Origin of the sequence: Kitasatospora sp. NPDC056138 (genome assembly GCF_042264695.1) — a bacterium.
Classification (GTDB): Bacteria; Actinomycetota; Actinomycetes; order Streptomycetales; family Streptomycetaceae; genus Kitasatospora.
On the sequence record NZ_JBHJVK010000020.1, the window covers coordinates 1 to 15,711 of the forward strand.

11 protein-coding genes are annotated in these 15,711 nt (G+C 74.0%); 2 read left to right on the forward strand and 9 right to left on the reverse strand.

Annotation, left to right across the window (positions count from 1 at the left end; genetic code table 11):
• Positions 1-62: 62 nt before the first annotated feature.
• Positions 63-1,592: a helix-turn-helix domain-containing protein gene (locus ACFC1R_RS14995; protein WP_375938401.1), complete on the reverse strand. Its 1,530-nt coding sequence runs from the start codon at positions 1,590-1,592 to the stop codon at positions 63-65.
• 105 nt (positions 1,593-1,697) lie between these two features.
• On the opposite strand from ACFC1R_RS14995, the gene ACFC1R_RS15000 reads away from it, so the two are divergent.
• The gene (locus ACFC1R_RS15000; RefSeq protein WP_375938404.1) at positions 1,698-2,903 is read left to right on the forward strand and encodes a cytochrome P450; all 1,206 of its coding nucleotides are present in this window, start codon (positions 1,698-1,700) and stop codon (positions 2,901-2,903) included.
• A 73-nt stretch (positions 2,904-2,976) separates the two neighbouring features.
• Entirely contained in the window at positions 2,977-3,669 is a 693-nt protein-coding gene (locus ACFC1R_RS15005; protein WP_375938407.1) for a YoaK family protein, read from the forward strand.
• Positions 3,670-3,916: 247 nt separating this feature from the next.
• Here ACFC1R_RS15005 and ACFC1R_RS15010 read toward each other — a convergent pair whose 3' ends face one another.
• The 8 genes from ACFC1R_RS15010 to ACFC1R_RS15045 form a co-directional block, all read right to left on the reverse strand.
• Complete coding sequence (locus ACFC1R_RS15010) at positions 3,917-4,852, reverse strand: carbohydrate-binding protein (RefSeq protein ID WP_375938410.1); 936 nt, start codon at positions 4,850-4,852, stop codon at positions 3,917-3,919.
• Positions 4,853-4,994: 142 nt separating this feature from the next.
• Positions 4,995-5,975, reverse strand: coding sequence for a helix-turn-helix domain-containing protein (locus tag ACFC1R_RS15015; protein ID WP_375938413.1), 981 nt, complete (start codon positions 5,973-5,975; stop codon positions 4,995-4,997).
• A gap of 59 nt (positions 5,976-6,034) precedes the next feature.
• A complete protein-coding gene (locus tag ACFC1R_RS15020) occupies positions 6,035-6,922 on the reverse strand; it encodes a ribonuclease BN (RefSeq protein ID WP_375938416.1) in 888 nt (295 codons plus the stop codon).
• An 86-nt stretch (positions 6,923-7,008) separates the two neighbouring features.
• Positions 7,009-7,353: a MazG nucleotide pyrophosphohydrolase domain-containing protein gene (locus ACFC1R_RS15025; RefSeq protein ID WP_375938419.1), complete on the reverse strand. Its 345-nt coding sequence runs from the start codon at positions 7,351-7,353 to the stop codon at positions 7,009-7,011.
• Between the two features lie 33 nt (positions 7,354-7,386).
• The gene (gene thrS / locus ACFC1R_RS15030) at positions 7,387-8,646 is read right to left on the reverse strand and encodes a threonine--tRNA ligase (protein ID WP_375938422.1); all 1,260 of its coding nucleotides are present in this window, start codon (positions 8,644-8,646) and stop codon (positions 7,387-7,389) included.
• 195 nt (positions 8,647-8,841) lie between these two features.
• Positions 8,842-10,353 (reverse strand): YfcC family protein, encoded by a 1,512-nt coding sequence (locus ACFC1R_RS15035; RefSeq protein WP_375938425.1) that lies wholly within the window; start codon positions 10,351-10,353, stop codon positions 8,842-8,844.
• Positions 10,354-10,665: 312 nt separating this feature from the next.
• Positions 10,666-12,309, reverse strand: coding sequence for a protease pro-enzyme activation domain-containing protein (locus ACFC1R_RS15040; protein WP_375938427.1), 1,644 nt, complete (start codon positions 12,307-12,309; stop codon positions 10,666-10,668).
• 164 nt (positions 12,310-12,473) lie between these two features.
• The gene (locus ACFC1R_RS15045) at positions 12,474-15,662 is read right to left on the reverse strand and encodes an AAA family ATPase (protein ID WP_375938430.1); all 3,189 of its coding nucleotides are present in this window, start codon (positions 15,660-15,662) and stop codon (positions 12,474-12,476) included.
• Between the last annotated feature and the right edge of the window lie 49 nt (positions 15,663-15,711).

Consider the following 15,711-nt stretch of genomic DNA (forward strand, 5'->3'; position numbering starts at 1 on the left):
GCCTTCGCCCCATGAGCACCAGGGGGCGAAGGCCGACGCGCTCGCCTCCGGGGCCGGACGGCTCAGATGTCGCGGAAGGTCTCGATCTTGGCGCCGATCGAGTTCAGCCGCTCGGCGAGGTCCTCGTAACCGCGGTTGATGACGTAGACGTTGCGCAGCACCGAGGTGCCCTCGGCGGCCAGCATCGCGAGCAGGATCACCACCGCGGGGCGCAGTGCGGGCGGGCACATCATCTCGGCCGCCCGCCAGCGGGTCGGGCCCTGGACGAGCACCCGGTGCGGGTCGAGCAGCTTCACGTCGGCGCCGAGCCGGCCCAGCTCGGTGAGGTAGACGGCCCGGTTGTCGTAGACCCAGTCGTGGATCAGCGTGGTGCCGTGCGCGGCGGCGGCGATCACCGCGAAGAACGGGATGTTGTCGATGTTGATGCCGGGGAAGGGCATCGGGTGGATCTTGTCGATCGGCGCCGTGAGCTTGGAGGGGCGCACGGTCAGGTCCACCAGCCGGGTGCGGCCGTTGAGCGCCGGGTACTCGGGGCTGTGGTCGTAGTCCAGGCCCATCTGCTCCAGTACGGCGAGTTCGATCTCCAGGAACTCGACCGGCACCCGGCGGATCGTCAGCTCGGAGGAGGTGACGACGGCTGCGGCCAGCAGGCTCATCGCCTCGACCGGGTCCTCGGCGGGCGCGTAGTCGACGTCACAGGTGATCTCGGGCTTGCCGTGCACGGTGAGCGTGGTGGTGCCGATGCCCTCGATCCGCACGCCGAGCCGCTCCAGGAAGAAGCACAGGTCCTGGACCATGTAGTTCGGGCTGGCGTTGCGGATCACGCTCACCCCGTCGTGGCGGGCGGCGGCCAGCAGTGCGTTCTCGGTCACGGTGTCGCCGCGCTCGGTCAGCACGATCGGCCGGTCCGGCGAGACCTCGGGCGAGACGCTGGCGTGGTAGCTGCCGCCGGTGGTCGCCACGTCCAGGCCGAAGCGGCGCAGCGCGCTCAGGTGCGGCTCGACCGTACGGGTGCCGAGCTCGCAGCCACCGGCGTACGGGATCTCGAAGTGCTCGGCGCGGTGCATCAGCGGGCCGAGGAACATCAGCACGCTGCGGGTCCGGCGGGCGGCCGCGACGTCCATCGCGGCGAGGTCCAGCTCGGCCGGCGGGGTGAGCTCCAGGTCGCGGCCGTCGTTCAGCCAGCGGACCTTGACGCCGATGCTGGTCAGAACGTCAAGGATGCGATACACCTCCTCGATCCTGGCGACCTGTCGGAGGGTGGTCCGGCCGGTGGTCAGCAGGGAGGCGCAGAGCAGCGCGACGCAGGCGTTCTTGCTGGTGCGGACATCGATGGCGCCCGAGAGGCGGGTTCCGCCGGCCACCCGCAGGTGCATCGGGCCCGCGTAGCCGAGCGAGACGATCTCGCTGTCCAGGGCCTCGCCGATACGGGCGATCATCTCCAGGCTGATGTTCTGCCTGCCCTGCTCGATCCGGTTCACCGCACTCTGACTGGTGCCCAGGGCCTCGCCGAGCTGGGCCTGCGTCAGGCCCCGGTGCTGGCGGGCGTCACGGATGAGCTTGCCGATACGCATGAGGTAGTCGTCGGTCACGGGCCAGACCTTATCTCATATCTGAGATAAAGAAGGATTCGTGCTGGTCAAGCACCGAGCCCGGGACCGCCCAGCCTCGGTCCCCGCAGGCCCTACGCTGACCCCATGGCGACCACCCTTCCCGAGCCCGTTCCCGTCACGGTCGGCACGGCCGAACTGCTCCAGGACCTGTACGGCGGCTACGCCGCACTCCGCGCGAGCGCACCCGTACAGCGGATCGTCGGCCCCGACGGGCTGCCGTTCTGGCTGGTCACCAGGTACCAGGACGTCAGGGAGCTGCTCGCCGACCCGAGGCTCTCGTTCGACAGGCGCAACGCCGTCCCCGGCAACTACCGCGGCCTCGCCCTCCCGCCCGCCCTCGACGCCAACCTGCTCAACATGGACCCGCCCGACCACACCCGGATCCGCCGGCTGGTCTCCCAGGCGTTCACTCCCCGGCGCATCGAGCAGCTGCGCGCCCCCGTCCAGCGGACCGCCGACGAGCTGCTCGACCGCATCGAACCCCTCGGCCGCGCCGACCTCGTCGCCGACTACGCCGGCCCCTTCCCGATCGCCCTCATCTGCGACCTGCTCGGTGTCGCCGCCGAGGACCGGCGGGACTTCCGTGCCTGGACCGACGCCATCATCACCCCGGACCCCGCACAGCCCCAGCAGGCCAAGGCGGCCGTCGCGGGCATGCTGGAGTTCTTCGCCCGGCTCATCGCACGCAAGCGCGCCGAGCCCGGCGACGACCTGCTGGCCGCGATGATCACCGCCCGGGACGAGGGCGACCGCCTCAGCGAGGACGAACTCACCTCGCTCGCCTTCCTGATCCTCTTCGCGGGCTACGAGAACACCGTCCAACTCATCGGCAACAGCGTCCTCGCCCTGCTCGACCACCCCGAACAGCTCGCCGAACTGCGCCGCGACCCCCGGCTGCTGCCGGCCGCCGTCGAGGAGCTCACCCGCTACGACACCCCCGCGCCGCTCGCGATCCGCCGCTTCCCGCTGGTGGACGTCACCGTCGGCGACGTCACCATCCCCGCCGGGGAGACCGTCCTGCTGGCCCTCGGCTCCGCCAACCGCGACCCCGACCACTACGACCGGCCCGACCAGCTGGACCTGCACCGCCGGGACGGCGCCCACCTGTCCCTCGGCCACGGGATCCACTACTGCATCGGCGCGCCGCTCGCCCGGATGGAGACCGGCATCGCCCTCGCCACCCTGCTGCGCCGCTTCCCGGACCTGGCCCTGGACGTCCCGCGTGACGCCCTGCGCCGGCGCCCCTCGATCCGGGCCCGCGGGCTGCTCGCGCTCCCGGTGCGGTTCTGAGCGGCGGCTCCTCGACACGCCCGCCCGGCGGCGGGGCGGCCCAGCCGGCCCGGGGCGCTGGGATGATGGCCGGATGGGCGAGCAGGGGATCGGCGCCCGGGAGCACCTGCCGGCCGTACTGATGGTCCTGACCGTGGTCAGCGGCTTTCTCGACGCGGTGAGCTTCCTGGGGCTGGGCAGGGTCTTCACGGCCAACATGACCGGCAATGTGGTCGTGGTCGGCTTCGCCGCGGCGGGTGCCCCCGGCTTCTCGGCCGTCGCCTCGCTGACCTCGCTCGCGGGCTTCCTCGCCGGGGCCGTGCTGGCCGGCCGGTTCGCGGTGGCGATGAGGTCGCGCCCCGCACACCGCTGGTTCGGCGGCGCGTTGGTGGCGGAGGCGGCCCTGACCGGCCTGGCCGGCGCCGTGGCGTCGCTGGTCCAGGGCACGGCGGGCCGCCTTGCGGTGATCGCCGTCCTCGCGCTCGCCATGGGCATCCGCAACGCCTCCGTCCGCCGGGTGGGGGTCGCCGACCTGACCACCACGGTGCTGACCATGACGCTGACCGGCCTGGCCGCCGACTCGCTGCTGGCCGGCGGTGCCGCCCCGCGCGCCGGGCGCCGCGCCGGAGCGGCGGTCGCGATGGCGGGCGGAGCCTTCGTCGGCGCCTGGTTCCAGCTGCACCACGGGGTGGTCCGGTCACTGGCGCTCTGCGCCGTCGGGGTCGCGCTGGTGGCCGCCGTCCTGTTGGCCCACGCCGAACTGACCGCCCGCCGCTGTGCCCGCTAGGGGCGGCTCGCCGCGCTCCCCGGGGCTGGACGGGCACCGGTGCACCCCTCGGCCCGGCCGCGGTGGATCCGGGTGGGCCCCGGCGGGCTCCCCGGCCCCGGCCGGGCGGCGGTGCCTCCCGGGCCGGAGCCGGGGCGTGCGCCGGGAGGTGGTGTCCGGCTGTCCGGGTGTCCGGGTGTCCGGGCGCCCGACTGCCTGGATGTCTGGCCGCTCGGATGCCGACGGGCTGGGCTGGGCTGGGCTGGGCTCAGACGCGCTGCCACAGGGCGGGGACGGCGGGCGGTTCCCAGCCGGAGGCGGAGGTGTGGGCCTGGAGGCAGCGGTAGCCGAGGCCGCCGTAGCCGACCCGGTCCCCGCTGCGGTAGGCGGTGCCCGGGGTCCAGGCCGTGCTGCCGGGTGAGGGCGTCGGCGTCGGCGAGGGGTCGGGTGGCTGGGCGATGTCGAGCACGAAGTCGAAGGTGCCCTCCTTCGCCGGGCCGGCCTGGCGGACGGTCATCAGCAGCTCCGGGTCGAAGATGCCGTCGGTGGAGTTGCGGGACTCGCCTGGGAAGTACAGCTGGGTGGTGAGGATCGGGCCGCCCGGCGCCTGCACCTTCACGTGGAGGTGCCGGGTCCGGCCGGGATAGAGGCCGGGCACGATCGTGTCGAGGGCGAATGAGCCCCGGGCGTCGGTGAACTGGTGGCCCCGGAGGTTGAAACCGGTGTTGTCGTAGGCGCCGTCGTCGTCCGCCTGCCAGAAGTCGAGCAGGGCGCCGGCGATCGGACGGCAGTGGCGGCCGAAGACGTAGCCGCTGACGGTGAGCCGGGTGCCGGCGGTGTCGGGGGTCACCAGGGAGGAGCGCAGCGGGGAGTCCGGTTTGAAGTACGGGCCCTCGATCTGCGGCACGGTGGGATGGTCCCCGTCGTCGCAGGCGGGTGTGAAGGCGGGTGGTGCGCCGGTGCCTGCGCGGTCGCGGGCTAGGGCCGAGCCGCCGCCGAGCAGCGCGGGCGCGGCTCCCGCCAGGGCGGCGACCTTGAGGAGGCTCTTCCGGCTGATGGCCGGGCCGCCGTGCCGCTGGTCACCGTACTTCCGGTCACCGTGGTTTCGGCCGCCGGGCTCGCGTTCGCGGCGGCTCCGGTGGTTGCCGCTCAGGTCGTCGCCGCTCCGGTCTGGGTTGCTCCGGTCGTTCTCGCGAGGGGTCATCGCAGCTCCAGGAGGGGTTGGGAGCGCCGCACGGTGGCCGTTGCATGACAATCACACGGGATGCGTGGGGGCAGTGACCGAGCATGGCAGGCGGCCGCCGTGCGGCGCGGGGACGGGCCGTCGGGGATCACTGCGGCCAAACCTACGCCGCGCCGGGCGCGGAGGCGATGGACTCGATTCGGGGATCGTGGTGGTTTCCTCCGCCCCCGCTGCGGTACTCGCCCGGCGAGAGGCCGGTCTCGCGGCGGAAGAACCGGCAGAAGTACGCGGGATCGGCGAAGCCGGCCTCTCTCGATATCTGTCGCACCGTCAGATCGGTTCGCAGCAGGAGCCGTTGTGCCTCCAGGGTCTGGCTCCGCCGGATCAGGGTGCCCGGGGTGAGACCGAGAGCCGCCTTCACCACCTCGCTCAGGTAGCCCGCCGACACCCCCAACTCCCGCGCGTAGGAACGGACCGAACGATCGGTCCGGCCTGGCAGCGCGATCAGACGGGTGAACTCGGTCACCAGCTCGCCCGGCCGGCCGCCCACCCGCTCCTCGGCGGCCGGGGCGCCGTCCGCACCACCCATCGCCCGCAGCGCCCACACCGACAGCACGTGCAGCTGCGAACGCAGCACCCCGACGTACCCGTCCTCGGCCTCCCGGTACTCCCGGGCCATCTCCTCGACCAGTCCGCCGAACCGCCGTGCCGCCCGGGCGTCCAGGCTCAGCCACGGGCGACTGCTCACCTCGCGCAGCGCCCCGCCGTCCTCGGGGTGCGCGAGCAGGAACTCCTCGTTGAACAGCATCACCCAGCCGCTGACGTCGTCCGCGTCCTCCCAGTGGTGCACCTGTCCGGGGGCGATCACGCACAGGTGCGGCGGCCGCAGCGGGCGGCGGGCCAGATCCACCACGTGGCAGCCGGAGCCGCCGGTGACGTAGGCGATCTCGTAGAAGGAGTGGCGGTGCGGGAAGGCCGCCCGCGACATCGGCCCGATCGAGTCGAAGGACCCGATCGCGAACGGCAGCACGTGCGGGAGCGGCACCTCCAGCACGTGCAGCGGGACCGCGAGATCCCGCACCCCGCTCTCGCCCGCCCCGCTGCTCCAGGCTTCCTGCGTCCGCTGCCCCACCGAATGCCCCATCGCAGCAGTCTGCGGGCCGCCGCCGAAGGGCGTCCACCCCGCCCGAAGGGGGGTGTCGCTCAGGGCCCGGTGCCGTCCCGCCCGGCCTGGCGCAGCCGGTGCTCCCGGAAGGCGTGGCCGGCCAGGGCGCCCGCGAAGACCGTGAAGCCGACCCCGACCAGCCAGGACTGCACCACCAGTACCGTCCCGATCACGCCGTAGGAGAGCGCGTTGGAGATGATCAGCGGGCGGAAGACCAACTGCGAGAAGAGCCGCAGTCCGAACAGGGCCAGTACGGTGGCGACCGAGCCGGGGAAGAGCGCCCGCCAGGGCACCCGACCGCCCAGCAGCAGCCACTGGGTCCACCAGAAGAACAGCACCCCGCCGCCGAGCGCGGTCAGCAGCCTGAGTGCGGGCTGGGCCGGGCTGGCCTGCCAGGGCACCCCGGCCCAGGAGGCGGCGAGCAGGAAGCCGACCAGCCCGGCCAGTCCGATCGCCTGCCGCCAGACGGTGTGCCAGGCCGCCGGGGCGAGCCGCCAGACCCGCTCGTAGCCGGTCTGGACGGCCGCCATGAACGAGATGCCGAAGACGCTGGCGACCGCGAGGCTGAGCGCCGTGGTGGCGCTGAGCGCCTGGGTCGGTGAGGCGAACAGGTCCCGGACCTCCTGTGCGGAGCGGCCCGAGAGGCCGAGGCCGTCCACCACCCAGCTGGCGAAGCCGGCGCCGTGCACGGGGGAGGCGGCGGCGACCACGATCAGCAACGGGACCAGGGTGACGAAGCCGAGGGCCGCGAAACCCATGGCCCGGTGCATCAGCTCGACCTCGCGCCCGTGGCGCCAGATCCGGTGGACCGCGATCCGGACCCGTCCGTGCTCGGGCAGCGGTCCGGTGAGTGCGCTCGCCCCCGTCCGTCGGCTGCCCTGCGGGCCGGCCCCCGGCCCGGTCGGGCCCCCGCGTGCTCCGGACATGGTCACCGATCACCTCCGCTCCCAGACTCTCATCCGGCCCCCGCGCTCGCCCCGACACGACCCGCCGACCGCCGGGGTCCGGACGGTCAGCCCTCGGCGGCGGGCTCGTCGGAGGCCAGTTCGGCGACGAGGTGCCCGGTCAGCTGCGCCATCGTCCTGGTGAAGGCCGCCTCCAGGTCGACGCCGTAGCGGTGGGCGAGCACCAGGACCGACCAGAGGCAGTCGGCCAGTTCGTGTTCGAGCGCCGCCCGCCCGCCCGGGACCTCCCGGGCGCCCTCCTCGGCCATGACCAGCTTCGCCAGGTCGCCGACGTCCCCGACGAAGCCCAACATGAACTCCTCCCGGGTCCAGATCCTGCGCCTGCGCTCGTTCAGCCGGTCGTAGAGGTCGTGGACGGCAAGCGCCTGCGCCTCGAGTTCACTCAGCTCCATGCGCGACACCGTACGCCTGCCGTCCACGCTCCGTCACCACAGGTCGGTGCTGTGACTGCAGGTCAACTCGCCGATCCGGTGCAGGACTTCGGCGGCGGCGAGCGGATCGATCCGGCGGCCGTCCCGCAGGCGCAGGGCGACCTGCCCGGCGGCGGCCTCGCGGGAGCCGATGACGGCCTGGTAGGGGACGAGGCGCGCGGCGCGGATCCTGGCGCCCAGGGTGCCCTGTCCGGGCTCGGCCAGCTCGGCGCGCAGCCCCCGGTCCAGGCAGCGCTCCACGAAGGCGGCGGCCACCGGGACCTCCGCCGCCGAGACCGGCACCGCCACCACCTGCACCGGGGCGAGCCAGGCCGGGAAGGCCCCGCCGTGCAGCTCGATCAGGTGGGCGACGGCCCGCTCGACACTGCCGATGATCGCCCGGTGGACCATCACCGGACGGTGCCGTGAGCCGTCCGGGCCGATGTAGCCCAGGTCGAACTGCTCCGGCTGGTGGAAGTCGACCTGGATGGTGGAAAGGGTCGCCTCCCGGCCGGCCCCGTCCGCGATCTGCACGTCGATCTTCGGGCCGTAGAAGGCGGCTTCGCCCGCCACCGCCTCGTACTCCAGCCCGGAGCTCTCCAGCACCTCGACCAGCAGCGCGGTCGAGCGCTCCCACAGCTCGGGCGCGGCGACGTACTTCCCGCCCTCGCCCGGCAGCGAAAGCCGGATCCGCGACGGGGTGATCCCCAGCGCCCGGTACGCCTGCCGGATCAGCTCCAGCGCGGCCCGCGCCTCGTCGGCGACCTGGTCGAGGGTGCAGAAGACATGCGCGTCGTTCAGCTGGATCGCCCGCACCCGGGTCAGCCCGCCCAGTACCCCGGACAGCTCGGACCGGTACATGCCTCCCAACTCTGCCATTCTCAGAGGAAGTTCACGGTAGCTGTGGGAGCGGGAGCGGAAGATCAGCGCGTGGTGCGGACACAGGCTGGGCCGCAGCACCACCTGCTCGCCGCCCAGATCCATCGGCGGGAACATGTCCTCGCTGTAGTGCGCCCAGTGGCCCGAGATCTCGTACAGCTCGCGCTTGCCGAGCACCGGCGAGTACACGTGGCGGTAGCCCGCCCGGCGCTCCACCTCGCGGACGTACTCCTCCAGGCCGTGCCGGACGGCCGCACCCGGGGGCAGCCAGTACGGCAGGCCGGAGCCGATCAGCGGGTCGGTGTCGAAGAGGTCGAGCTCGCGGCCGAGCCTGCGGTGGTCGTGCATGGCGGTCTCCCTGTGGTCGGGTGGGGCGGGCGACCGGGGGACCCACACGACGAAGCCCCGGGGCACTCGCCCCGGGGCTTCGCGAAAGAACACGGATCAGCGCGCCGGGACACTCCTCGGCGTCGTCGTCATCATCGCAGCGCGCTTCATGTGATCGACGCTAGCAGCGACCAGGGCACCCGCACAACGTCCTTGTCCGGGAGGAGGCTTCGGCGGCCACCGCTCGCGCAGCGGTCCGCGGGTTCAGCCGACGGCCGCGCCGAAGCCGACGAACAGGCAGATCAGCACGGCCAGCAGCGCCAGCAGCGGCCAGACGAACCGCAGGTACTGGTCGTAGCGGACCTTGGCCAGCGAGACGCCCCCGATGGTGACGGCCGTGGTCGGCACCCAGAGGTTCATCCAGCCGCTCGCCGACTGCCACGCGGTGACGACCACGGCCCGCGACACCCCGGCGAAGTCGGCGAGCGGCGCGAGGATCGGCATGGCCAGCGTGGCGTGCCCCGAGCTGGACGGGATCAGGAAGGCCAGCGGCAGGTTCACCACGAAGACGATGATCCCGAACAGGGCGGCGGGGGAGCCGGCGACCACGCCCTCGATCGAGTGCAGCACGGTGTCGGTCACCCTGGCGTTGTTCATGATCACGGTGACCCCGCGGGCCAGCACGATGACCAGCGCGGGCGCGATGAAGTCGGCCGCGCCCTGCACGATGGTGGAGCTGAGCCGCTGCTCGCCCATCCGGCCGACCAGCCCGGTCAGGACGGCCGCCACCAGGAAGAGCGCCGCGAGTTCAGCGAAGGACCAGTCCAGCTCCCAGGCGTAGGCGGCCGCGTCCGCCCTCCCGCTGAGCGCGCTGGACCAGGGCACCACCGAGAAGATCATGAACGCGAAGACCAGGCCGACCAGGGCCAGTACCGCTTTGTGCAGCCCGGTCAGCTCCGGGGCCGCGCCCGCCTCGTCGGTGACGTGCTCCCGGTCGCCCGGCAGGAAACCGACGAGGGAACGGTCCGGGTCCCGCTGCACCCGGCGGCCGTAGCCGATCACGTACCCGACCGTGACGGCCGTGAGCACGATCCACATCGCGAACCGGAGGGCGATGCCGTCGCCGAGCGAGATGCCGGCGGCGGAGGAGGCGACGCCGGTGGCGAACGGGTTGACGGTCGAGCAGAGCACACCGATGCCCGCGCCGAGGATGATCGTGCCGGTCGCCACCATCCGGTCGTAGCCGAGCGCCAGCATCAGCGGCACGATCAGGCCGTAGAAGCCGAGCGTCTCCTCGGCGAACCCCTCCACGGTGCCGAGCAGGGAGAAGACCACCATGATCCCGGCGATCAGCAGTGCGCCCCGGTCGCGCAGGGCGTGCGCCAGGCGCTCGATGCCCCGGTCGAGTGCGCCGGTGGCGAAGACCACCGTGATGAAGGCGCCGATGGCGAGTACGAAGAGGAAGACGCCGGCGCTGCCGTAGAGGGCGCCGGTGAGCGTCGGGCCGATCTCGCCGGTCTTCAGGTCCCGGATGCCGTAGAGACCGTTGACGGGGGAGAGGAACAGGTCCTTCAGGCGGCCGGTGAAACCCAGCCCCGAGGGCACCCGGTGGTACGTCCCCTGGACCGGGGCGCCGTTCGCGGTGCGGTCGTACTGTCCGGGCGGGATCAGGAAGGCCAGTGCCCAGACCGCGACGGTGACCAGTGCCAGTACGGTGATCGCACTCGGAAAGGTGAACCGCCTCGGCGGCGGCTGCGCCTGGTCCGGAGGTCCCATCGCCCGCTCCTCGCTCTCGCTCGCTCCCCGCTCGCGGGGCTGCTCTCACAGCACCATGCGCAGCGCGGCGGCTGCGGCGCTGCCGCTGCTGGGCCGTACGGGCGGAGCGGTGGCCGGGCGAAGGCGCCGGGCGCCGGCGAAGGGGCCGGGCGCGGGCGAGGAGCCGGCGCGGCGAAGGGGAACGAGTGACCGGGAAGGGGACGGGCGAAGGGAAAGGGCGGGCGAAGGGAAAGGGCGGGCGAAGGGAAAGGGCGGGCGCGGCGGAGGGGCCGGGCGCGGGCCCGGCCCCTTCGCCGTGTCGGCGGTCGTCCGTCAGCCGAGTTCGGCCTTGAGGAAGCCCGCCCCGTTGTAGGAGCCCCAGCCGGTCACCTTGTCGTAGCCCTTGGCCGCCTTGTAGGCGCCGTTGGAGCCGCTGGTCACGTCGTGGAAGGCGGCACCGTAGTTGGCCGAGGAGGCCAGCGAGTAGATGGTGCTGTTCGCGAAGCCGAAGGCGGGCTTCGACTTGGCCGCGGCCTCGCTGTTGTACACGGCGGTGAACGCGGCCCAGTTGGGTGCCGCCGCGCTGGTGCCGCCGTAGGTGTACCAGGCGCCCGCGGTGTAGACGGCCCAGCCGGTGGCGGGGTCGGCGACCGCCGCGACGTCCGGCACCGTGCGCTTGGCGCCCGTGTTCACCTTTGTCTGGTAGCTCGGGGTGGCGAAGACCGACGACACGCCGCCGCCGCTGCCGCTCCAGGCGGTCTCCTTGCTCCAGCCGCCCGACGAGGTGGTGGACAGCGTGGTGCCGCCGGTCCCGGTGACGTACGGGTCGGCCGCCGGGAAGTCCACCGAGGTGCCGCCGTTGCCGGCGTCGTCGGAGCCGCTGTCGCCCGAGGCGGCGTAGACCGACTGGCCCTGGGCGGCGGCCTCCTTGAAGTCGGCGTCGACCGCGACCCGGTTGGACGCGGTCTCACCCGCCTCGTAGATGCCCCAACTGATCGAGATGACGGGCACGTTGTCGCTGACCAGCTTGCTGTAGAGGGCGACCTCCCCGGCATCGCTGTTCGGCGCCTCGTAGACCTTCACGTTGGCTCCGGGCGCCAGCGCGTGGATCACCTCGATGTCCAGCTCGACCTCGCCCTGGCCCGACAGGTCGGTGGTGCCGCCACCGGCGTTGACGACCGTCGGAGTGGGCGGGGTGAGGCCGTAGTACTTGTCGTACGCCGCGATGTTCGACTGCTGGAACGCGGAGAACTCGGCGACCGCGACGCTCTGCCCCTTGCCCGTGTAGCCGGCGCTGAGGGCGGAGTTGAGGTTGTACGCGGTCCTGGCCTTGGCCGGGCTCAGGCCGGACGGGGCGCGGGTGCCGACCTCGGGCGACAGCCTGCCGGTGCTGAAGTGCCGGTACTTCGCGTAGTCGTTGAGCCCGGAGACGTCGGTCACCGCGGCGGCGACCTCGGCGGGCAGCACCGGCGCCGTGCTGTTGGCGTAGAAGTCGCGGCCGGTCGTGCTGTCGTGGAAGGTCGACAGTCTGGTGCCGAAGGCCTTCTGCACCTGGGCGGCGGTTCCGCTGGCCTCCAGGGTGAGGCGGTTGGCCGTCACCGCGCCCACCTTCAGGCCCTGGGCCCTCAGGTACGCGGTCACCTTGGCCACCGTCGCCTCGGTCGCGCCGTACCGCTGCGCGAACTGGTCGACCGTCAGGTAGTGCTTGTAGTTCGGCGACTTCGGGTCGGTCACCTGGGCCAGGAAGGCGTCCAGGCCCGCCGTGTCCCGCTGGCCGAGGCTGACGGCGACGGTTATCGTCCGGTCCGCCGCGACCTCTCCGGTCCGGGTCGAGTGGCTCACGGCCGGAAGCACGTTCCCGTTCAGTGCGACCGGCTGTGCTGCGGCCGACGCCGCGAAGGCCGGCGCGGCGGCGAGCGCGATGATCGGCAGCGGTGCGGCGAGCAGCCCGATGAGGGGCTTGAGGCGGGACTTCACTGAGGTCCTCCTGGGGCGACGGGTACGCCGGACCGCCCCCGCCGGGACGGCGGGAACGGTGCTGCGCAGTGGATGGACCTCAACGGTAGGAGTGCGGACGTCCCCTCAAAAGGGGGATAGCCCTTGCCAGTTCCGTGAACCGCCGGTGTCCCCGGGTGTCCCCGTCATGTCAGGGTCCGGACCAGCGAGGTCCGGGAGCGCACCCCGAGCTTGCGGTAGACCCGGGAGAGGGTGCCCTCCACCGTCTTCACGCTGACGAACAGCGCCGCGGCGACCTCGCGGTTGGTGGCCCCGCCGACGACCAGCTCGGCGACCCGGTGCTCACCTGCCGTCAGTTCGGCGACCCGCTGCCCACCCGCCAGCGGTCCGGGGTGCTCCGAACTGGCCCGATCCCCCGCGACGAGCCGGTCGAGATCCCGTTCGGCCCGCTCCAGCAGCGGCCGGGCCAGATGCGTCCGGCAGAGCTCCCGCGCCTCGCCCAGCGCGGTCCGGGCCGCCGCCCGTCGGCGCGCCCGGCGCTCGACGCCACCGAGCGCGACCAGGGTCGCGGCCGCTTCCAGCGGCAGCCGGAGCCCGGCCAGGCGGACGGCGGCCGCCCGCAGCAGCCCGGCGGCCTGGGTGCCGTGCCCGCGCGCGGCGAGCAACAGCCCGTCCGCGCGGTCCAGTACGGCGGTGGCGCTGCCGTCGCCCACCGGTCCCGGCACGCCCCGAAGACCGGTGACCAGGGCCCGGCCTTCGGCGATCACGGCCTCGGCCTCGGCCCACTCCCCGAGTGCCACCAGCCCTTCCGCCAAGGCGCCGAGGCGGCACGCCGTCGCGGGGCCGGTGAGCTCCAGTTCCCGGCCGAGGGCGCGGGCCTGTTGCAGCGCCGCCACGGCCTCGGCAGCCGCGCGGGGCTCCCCGGCCAGCAGGTGCGCCCGGCCGAGCACCTCCAGAGCGAGGACCAGGGACAGCCGGTCGTGCGACCGGGTCGCGGCGCGCACCGCGGCTGTGGCCTGCCCGACGGCCCGTGACCGATCGCCGCCCGCGAGTTCCGCCAGCGCTGCGGCGGTCAGCGCTGCGGCGGACGGTGCCGTGGCCGCCGGCACCGGGGACATCCGCACCGAGGGCGTCGACGTTGTGCCGGTCAGAGCCGTGCTGGTCAGAGCCGTGCCGGTCGGCGGCGCGGAGGCGCTTCGGGCGGCGGCCGCCTCCCGCACCGCCGTCAGGGCCGGTTCGCAGTCGCCGAGGCGGGCGCAGAGCCGTACCAGCGCCAGCAGTGCCGCCGAGGAGCCGTCGACGTCGAACGGGCGCGGCGCTCCGGAGCCGTCGGCCCGTACTCCGTCCGCCGCCCGCCCGGGGCCCGCGCCGATCAGCGCGAGCAGCGGCGCGATCCCTCGGCGGGCCTGCTCGGGCCGATCGCCCTCGAGGTCGAGCAGGGCTCTGTGGCGCAGCAGGGCCCGGTGCTGCGCTCCGGTCGGGTCGGGCAGCGCCCGGGCGCGGGCGAGGTGGTGTTCGGCGAGGGCGAAGTCCCCGCGCAGCGTGTGGAGTTCGGCCAGCAGGCCCAGGGCGGCGGCGCCGGTGGCGGTGTCGCCCGCGAGGGCCGCCAGCTCCACCGCCCGACCGGCCTGGCGGGTGGCCTCGGCGGTCCGGCCGTTCGCCAGTGCGAGAGCCGCGGACCAGTGACGCAGCGGGGCCGCCAGAGCCGGATCGCCCGCAGCCTCGGCCAGGCCCGCAGTGATCGACTCCGGTGCGCCGTCGGACCCGGTACCGCCGGCCCGGAGCAGGACCAGTCGGGCCCGGACCCGGAGAGCCGCTGCCGAAGGATCGTCCCGGGGCGCAGGTACGGGCCCGGCGAGCAGCGGCAGCACGGCCCGTCCGGCCTCCTCCCAGAGCCCCGCGTCGCAGGCGAACTCCCCAGCGGCGAGCCGTCGTTCACGCTGCTTCCGGACCTCTGCGGCAGGTGTCCGGGCGACCGCGAGGGCCGCCAGCTCGTACGCCGCCCCGGGCGCCGCCCGGCGGTGGGCGGTGAAGGCGGCGTCGAGCAGGGTCCGGGCGAGGCCCTCGTCCGCCTCCGGGCCGGCCAGGGCGAGCTGGCGGGCCCGTTCGACCGGTTCGCCGGCCGTGGCGGCCAGCGCCCGGTGCGCCGCCAACCGGTCGTCGGCCGTGGCCTCGGCCAGCAGTGCGGCGCGCAGCAGCGGGTGCCGGAAGCGGACACTGCCGTCGGGGCCGGTGTCCAGGACTGCGGCGGTCCGGGCCTCGGCCAGCGCCGTCACCGGGTCGAGGGCGCCCGCGTCGCGCAGCCGGCGGACCGTCGGACGGGAGGCCGCGGCGGCCAGCAGCAGGGTGCGGGCGGTCCCGGGCGACAGCCCCCGCACCCGTTCGAGCAGCAGCGTCCGCAGCCGTTCCGGCACCGCCGGAGGCGCGCCGGTCGCGAAAGGTCCGCCCGACGGCCACGGCGGACCGGACGGGTCGCCGGGATCCGCTCTGGCCAGTTCGAGGGCGTAGAGCGGGTTGCCCGCAGCGGCCCGCTGAACCTCCCGCACCCGGGCGGCAGTCAGCGGCGCCGCGACCTCACGGGCGAGCAACTCGCCTATGGCGACCGGCGGGAGCGGCGGGAGGGACAGTTCGAGGGCGCCGGGCGGGCAGAGGTCGCGCAGGCGCGGCGGCTCGCCCTCCGGGGCCCGCTCGGTGGCCAGTACGGACACTCCCAGCGACCGGGTCCGTCGCGCGAGGAAGGCGACCACCTCGGCACTCGGCCCGTCCAGCCACTGCAGCCCGTCGAGTACGAGCAGCACCGGAGCCCGTTCGCCCAGTGACCGCAGCACCTCGGCCACCGCGACCCGCAGGGCCAGCCGGCTGCGGTCGTCGGCCGGCCCGTCGCCGCGCAGCAGCGCGGCCCGCAGTACGGCGCGCGGACCGGCGGGCAGCGCGTCGAGGCAGGCGTCCCGGACACCGCCGAACAGGTCGATCAGGCCCACGAACGGCAGCCGGGCCTCCTGGTCCGCCGGTGTGCACCGCAGCACGGTGGCGCCGGACCCCGCCGCCTGCGCGGCAACGGCCGTGACCACGGAGCTCTTCCCGATCCCGGCCGGCCCGTACAGCAGGAGCGCGCCCCGGCCCCGGAGCCGATCGCCGACGGTGGCGACCAGGTCGTCCCGGCCGAGCAGTCCGTCCGGACCGAGCAGTCCGTCCGGACCGGGCAGTCCGTCCGGACCGGGCCGGCGGCCCGACGGGACGCCTCGAGCCGGTGGCACGCCGTCCGGGGGTTCGTCCGGTGCAGGGTGGCCGTGTCCGGGCGTCCGGCGGGCCGAAGTGGCCGGTCGCTGTTGCGTCCGGCCGGTCCGCGGGGTCGCGGTCGTGATCTCAGGCATGGCCCGTCCTTCCCCCGGAGGCCACCGGTGCGGCGCCGCTCGGGCCCGC